Source organism: Microbacterium sp., assembly GCF_035277845.1.
Taxonomy (GTDB): domain Bacteria; phylum Actinomycetota; class Actinomycetes; order Actinomycetales; family Microbacteriaceae; genus Microbacterium.
In genome coordinates this window covers 1-4,136 of the sequence record NZ_DATEJS010000165.1, presented here as the reverse complement: position 1 = coordinate 4,136, position 4,136 = coordinate 1, and the positions used below count along the sequence as shown (strand labels likewise).

The following is a 4,136-nucleotide window of genomic DNA, read 5'->3' as shown; positions in this document are numbered from 1 at the left end:
GACAAATGGCCGCGTGGCGCTGCGGTGGCGGTTCTCCGGGTCCTTGGTCGTGGCGTTCGGTGGGATCTACGCGTCAGCTGCCTGGTGCGGGCAGGGCGCGGATTGTGGTGATCGCGGCGAGCATGACCTCCGCCCAGCGGGCCCGAGTGGAGAGGTGCAGGGTGGTTCGTCGGCCGTGGCGGGCGAGAGTCGCGGGGATCGTGAACAGCCGATAGCGGAGCCGCTTCGGTTCCCAGCGGCGCGCCTCGCTCTGCGGGTGGGCGAGGAGCCCGGCCCAGGCGATGAGATCGGCGGCGAGAGCCACGATGGCGCACCAGATCCGGTTCTGGTCGAACCCGTGCAACGGGAGGTTGCGCAGCCCGGTGTCTTTCGCCTGCCGGATCCGGTCTTCGCAACGTGCCCGGCGGCGGTGCCGCAACTCGAGTCGCTGCAACTGTCCGCGGCGCGTGTTGGTTGCGAATGCGGTGAGCCGGTAGCCGTCGACGTCTCCGAACCGGAGCTGCGCGCCGGGGTGCGGGCGTTCCCGGCGGACGATCACCCGCATGCCGGTCGGCCAGTTCTCGAGGTTGAGGATCCCGGTGAACTCGGCGACCGCGGCCCCATCGCGGGCCTGACCGTCGGAGTCGAGTGCGGGCTCCCAGAAGTCCTCGGGGATCAGCCGGTAGAGGTCCGGGGTCTCGTGCGGGAGCGTGAATCCGACCGAGTACGACAGCCGCCGCCCGGTCAGCCAGTCGAGGAACTCGTGGGTGCCACCCGCGGAATCGGCGCGGATCAGCACACTCTTCCCTGGTCGGCTCTTCCCGCCGGGCAGTTGAGCGAGCGCGGCCTTGGTGACGGTGACGTGGTCGGATGCGGTGTTCGAGCCCGCGTTCCCGGGACGCAGCTGGACCGCGAGCATCTCCCCGGTCCCCGCGGTGCCGTGGTCGACGAACGCGCACAACGGGTGGAACCCGAACCCCTTCTTCCACGTCGGGCGGGCATGCTCCTTCTCACTGTGCGCGGTCAGCAGCGTCGCGTCCAGATCGATCACCATCGGCGCATCGGGCGACGCGGCGGCGTGCGGTGCATGCTCACCGCCCAGCACCCACGCCTTCGTTCGTGCCGTCTGCCGGGCGGTGTCGATCGCGGCGAGCACCCGGTCCGCGTCCGCCGCCAACGCGGCGATCGTGCGGGACACGGTCGGATCCGACGCCACTTGGCCGTAGACGCCGGGCTCGGCGCGCAACGACGCGATATCGGAGAGCGCGTCCCCGCCGAGGGCGAGCGTGATCGCGAGATCCATGACCACCTTGCCCGGGTCGTGGACCGCGAGCGGCTTCCGCCACGGGCTCAGCACCGCCGACAACGCCCGGTCCAGTCCCGCTGCGCGGACCGTCTCGGTCAGAAGCACCCCGCCCGCCTGCCCGATCGCCGGCACGTCCGCAGTGTCAACACGAACGCACGGATAGACCCCGGTAGTCTTCACCTTGAAGGTGCTCCTCGCTCTCGAAGAACCGTTCCCTTAGCAAGAACAATTCTCCCAGATCAGGAGCACTTTTCACGTCTACCGCGCCGGGCGCACAGCACTCAACGACGAAAGCCCGAGGTTAAGCATCTGATTGCCGAGTCTTCGGCCCGCGTGAAACTTGCGCTGCATGCGTCGATGCTCGCTGGAGCTTAGAACTCCCTGATCCGGTCCGATTAGCCGGGAGGCTACCATCGGGATCTACCAGGCGCTCGGGGAGCGCGGGCGTCGGATCGCTTCACCCAGCCGCTAGGCGATGGGTCTCGTGATCACCAAGCAATGGGCCGGCGCGGACGCGCGCCCGCGTCGAGCCCGCTTGGGTCCCAGCCGCGCTTCACGAAATACGCCTTGAGTCGAGTCTCGGCGTCTTTCTCATCGGCGGCCCCCCAGCGACGAATCGCCATGTCGATGAGCGAAACCCGCGCATTGGGCTGGTCCGCGTCGATGGCGTAGGCGATGAACTCGGGCAACTTCTGCCCATCGATGATCTTGGAGCTCAGGAGTTCGTCGAAGAACTTGCCGTCCGCCGTCACGATGACGTCCGCCCGCCCGACAACCGCCGCCGCCGCGACGTGCCGATCCTTCTTGTTCACGCTCAGCCGTACCTTGACTTCTACGTATCCAGACCACTCGATGGACGCATCTGGGAATGCCCGGTTCATCGCCGTGACCAGCCTGGACTTCTGCTCCGGCGTCATCGTGGCCGGTAGGTGCCGCCCCATCTCCTCGAGCACGAGCGGGCTCCACAATGGTTCGAATAGTCCCGCGTCCGCGAGCGTGAGCAGCACGTCTCGGGGTCGCGCCTCTACCAGGATCTGCGCATCGATGAACGCCCGGAACGTCACGACTCAGAACTCGTCGTCGTCGTAGAGCCCTGCCTCGCGCGAAACCCCGGCGATCTCATCCAAGGAAGCGCTGCGCCGTGCGCGGAAGATCGCGCCATATCGCAGTGCTTCCTCTAGGCGCACGCGCCTGTGAGTTCCGACGAACTCACACTGCACCTTGCCCTCGTCGATGAGTCGCACCAGGTAGCTGCGAGACATCCCGAGCATTGCCGCAGCCTGGCCCGTCGTAAGAAGCGTTGCGGCCGATCCCACCACGACCGCTTCGCCTCGCGCGAACCGGTGCAGCACGTCGGCCAGCGCTTCACGGACAGGGGCGGGGAGTTCCGCGAACTCCTGCTCACGCGTGACAGGGTCCGTTCCCTGCAGAGCGTCTGCCAACTCGTTCAACTGCTGCTCGTCGCGGTCCTCGATCGGACCGATCCCCATGGGCATCAAGCTCGACATCGGGCCTCTCCCTCCAGAACCGGATGCCCTCAGTAAATCACACAAACACAACAACCCGGGTCGAGTTGCCGATCCCATGTCCCTCGGTGGTGATCACTCGGCTCAGTCTTCTGCTCTCCGCTCGGGCCCTCGGCGGGGCGCCGTGCGCCCACCGAAGACGTGAGACGCGTGCCTGCCGGTGCGGGCGTCGACGGATCGGTCGGTGCCCGAGGGTGGCCGTGCGCGACGGCGACACGCTCGTGGTCACCGAGCTCGGCCGTCTGGCCCGATCTCTGCCGGACGCGCCCAACCTCGCCGAAGAGTTGACGAGCAACCTGGACGGCGCAACTGGGGGCGTGGCGCCCGATTCAGGACAACGTCAATCTCCCGGCTAGTATGGACGAGACGTCGCATTCCAGGGCGTCACCCAAGTGTGAACACTGATGTGTACACCGAGTCTTGACGGGAACCCCGGTTCCCAATGAAATCAAGACTTCGGGGCTGTAGTTCAATGGCAGAACTTCTGCTTCCCAAGCAGACAGCGCGGGTTCGATTCCCGTCAGCCCCTCCACTTCCTCCGCTCGTCGACCTGTGACCGTCGACGACGTACTCCCGGCCTCCTCACGTGTCAAGGCCCGTGAACGTGATCCCCCTGTGGCTCCAGACTGACCCCGTGGATCGCCGAGCCGCGCGGCATCCTGATCGGATCGACGTGGTCGGCGCTCGCCGCACGAGCAAGGGAGCATCATGAGCGACACAATGCAACCGGACGAGCCCGGGCGGACCGACCCGACCGTGCCCGGCGAACCCGAAGCGCCGGAGGGACCCGGACCTCTCTCACCGGGTGCGCCGCCCACGCCGCTCGACCCGGACCCGGCCGACCCGCATGAGCCTGCGGAACCGCATCCGGGGCAGCCGGCGCCGATGCCGCCGGAGGAGCCGACCGTGCCTGCTCCCGACGAGCCGCTTGCACCGAATCCGCAGGAGCCTCCGCTTCCGCCGACCCCTTAGCTGTACAGCTGCTCCGCCAGGAAGGCGACGTGGGCGGGCGCAAGACGCCGCCAGAACCGGTAGTCGTGTCCGCCCGCCTCGAACCCGCCGGCGGGACGCTTCGGGAACCCGTCCACGTAGGTGCGCACCGCCGACTGGAAGCCGTCGCCGGTACCGCAGTCGATGCGCACCGGAACCTCGAGTCGGCTCTGTCGCCCGTACAGGTCGTTGGCGGCATAGTCCGCAGGGCTGTCGAACGCGATGCTCGCCGCCGCCCGCTCCGTGGTCCACAGGGCGGGGCTGAGCGCCGAGACCGCCTTCACGCGCTCCGGGCCGAGCTTCCAGCCGAACCGCAGCGCGCCGTAGCCGCCCAT

3 protein-coding genes, 1 tRNA gene and 2 pseudogenes are annotated in these 4,136 nt (G+C 67.9%); 2 read left to right on the top strand and 4 right to left on the bottom strand.

Annotation, left to right across the window (positions count from 1 at the left end):
* Positions 1–73 precede the first annotated feature (73 nt).
* The 3 genes from VJR25_RS07010 to VJR25_RS07000 form a co-directional block, all read right to left on the bottom strand.
* Positions 74–1,465 (bottom strand): IS1380 family transposase, encoded by a 1,392-nt coding sequence (locus VJR25_RS07010; protein WP_324113953.1) that lies wholly within the window; start codon positions 1,463–1,465, stop codon positions 74–76.
* A gap of 308 nt (positions 1,466–1,773) precedes the next feature.
* A complete protein-coding gene (locus tag VJR25_RS07005) occupies positions 1,774–2,349 on the bottom strand; it encodes a PIN domain-containing protein (RefSeq protein WP_324113951.1) in 576 nt (191 codons plus the stop codon).
* A 3-nt stretch (positions 2,350–2,352) separates the two neighbouring features.
* Complete coding sequence (locus VJR25_RS07000) at positions 2,353–2,793, bottom strand: excisionase family DNA-binding protein (protein ID WP_324113949.1); 441 nt, start codon at positions 2,791–2,793, stop codon at positions 2,353–2,355.
* Between the two features lie 215 nt (positions 2,794–3,008).
* Between VJR25_RS07000 and VJR25_RS06995 the strand changes: the two are divergent.
* Both VJR25_RS06995 and VJR25_RS06990 read left to right on the top strand, forming a co-directional pair.
* Positions 3,009–3,101, top strand: a pseudogene (locus VJR25_RS06995) (recombinase family protein); the annotation flags it as partial.
* 168 nt (positions 3,102–3,269) lie between these two features.
* A tRNA-Gly gene (locus VJR25_RS06990) sits at positions 3,270–3,343 on the top strand.
* A gap of 436 nt (positions 3,344–3,779) precedes the next feature.
* On the opposite strand, the pseudogene VJR25_RS06985 reads toward VJR25_RS06990, so the two are convergent.
* A pseudogene (locus VJR25_RS06985) lies at positions 3,780–4,136 on the bottom strand (alpha/beta hydrolase); the annotation flags it as partial.